This window comes from Mesorhizobium sp. M7A.F.Ca.US.006.04.2.1, assembly GCF_004022915.1.
Classification (GTDB): domain Bacteria; phylum Pseudomonadota; class Alphaproteobacteria; order Rhizobiales; family Rhizobiaceae; genus Mesorhizobium; species Mesorhizobium ciceri.
Genome location: NZ_RZQA01001192.1, coordinates 1 through 1,426 on the forward strand (window position 1 = coordinate 1; position 1,426 = coordinate 1,426).

The following is a 1,426-nucleotide window of genomic DNA, read 5'->3' on the forward strand; positions in this document are numbered from 1 at the left end:
GGTAGGTCGGGCCGCTCTGCGCAGCCTTGCTGGCGGCGCTGTTGACGCCGGCGAATGTGTAGGTGGCGGCGCCGTCGCCGATCGCCACCTGGCCGGCCCGCGTGGTCTTCACGCCGGCGCCGATGGCCACCGAATTGTCGAAACCCGCCGCGCTGTCGGAGCCGATCGAGATCGAATCGTTCATCGTCAGGGGCGCGCCGGAAATTCCGCCGCCGGCATTCCGGCCGAACGCGATGTTGTTGCTCCCCGTCACATATAGGCCGGAGGAGTCGCCAATGGCGACGTTGTAGTCGCCAATCACAGTGTCGCCGGCGAAGGCGCCGCTGGCGATGTTGTAGTTGCCCGTCACGAATGCGCCGGCGTTGTTGCCGCTGGCGATGTTATAATCGCCCCTTACGGCCCCCCCGGCATTGCTGCCGCTGGCGATGTTCTGATGGCCCGATACGTCCCCCCCGGCCTGAAAGCCGGTAGCGATGTTGTTACTACCAGTCACCTCCCGCCCGGCCCGGATGCCGCTAGCGATGTTGTTGCTGCCAGTCACGATGGAGCCTGCTTGGCTTCCGATGGCGATGTTATCGTTTCCATCGCGGAGGCCGCCCGCTCCGTCGCTGCCCCCGGCTACGGCGTTGCCCGCCAAGTAACCGAAGGCGGCATTGCCGCTGCCGTACACGCTGACGCCAGCACCGTTGCCGACGGCTACATTATTTTCATTGCCCACACCCGAAAAGTTTCCCGTACCAGTGCCGATCGATGTTCCGCCGCCTCTGGCCACAGCGCCCACCCCGCAGGCGAGCGAGTCTGCACCTAGTGCAGTCCCGCTCGGGCTCGGTGGAGCCCCGCTAACCGCGACACAGACCGATTGCGCCGCCGCCGCCCCCACCAGCGCCAACGACACCATCGCGGCCAACGCCGCGAGCCTGAACAGACGGTCCACCATGCAACCCCTCCGCCGATTCGATCGGCTTCGCGGAAAGAATGTCGGGGGATGCGGGGGGATGAACAGTCGTCACATGACGACTATCGGTCGGATTTCGCCGGCCAATGCGTACGATCCGGCCCCTTCTGTTGCAGCGTTGCCACATGCCGCGCGCGTTGCCGGTGCTCGCCCGCCAGTTGTACGCTGCAACAGCATTCGGCCCTGGGTCGAAGGTCTTCAATGAGCAGGGAACGGGTGGACGGTCTTGAGCAGCGCGACGAGCTCGCTTTGCTGATGTGTGCCGGTCTTGCGGAAGATGCGCTCGAGATAGGTGCGGGCCGACTTGACCGTGATCCCGCTCGCCGCCGCCGCAACCCCGAGCGATTGGCCCGCGTTCAGGTTCGTCGCCAGCCGCGCCTCGGCTGGCGTTAGGTCGAACAGGCCCATCAGGATGCCGGCGGACGGGACAAAAGCGCCGGGCGACGGCACCGTCGCGGCGACAAGCAGCTC

2 pseudogenes are annotated in these 1,426 nt (G+C 66.2%); both read right to left on the reverse strand.

What is annotated here, in order from left to right:
- Nucleotides 1-937: pseudogene (locus EN925_RS35690) on the reverse strand (hypothetical protein); the annotation flags it as partial.
- A gap of 216 nt (nt 938-1,153) precedes the next feature.
- Nucleotides 1,154-1,426 (reverse strand): annotated as a pseudogene (locus tag EN925_RS35695) (helix-turn-helix transcriptional regulator); the annotation flags it as partial.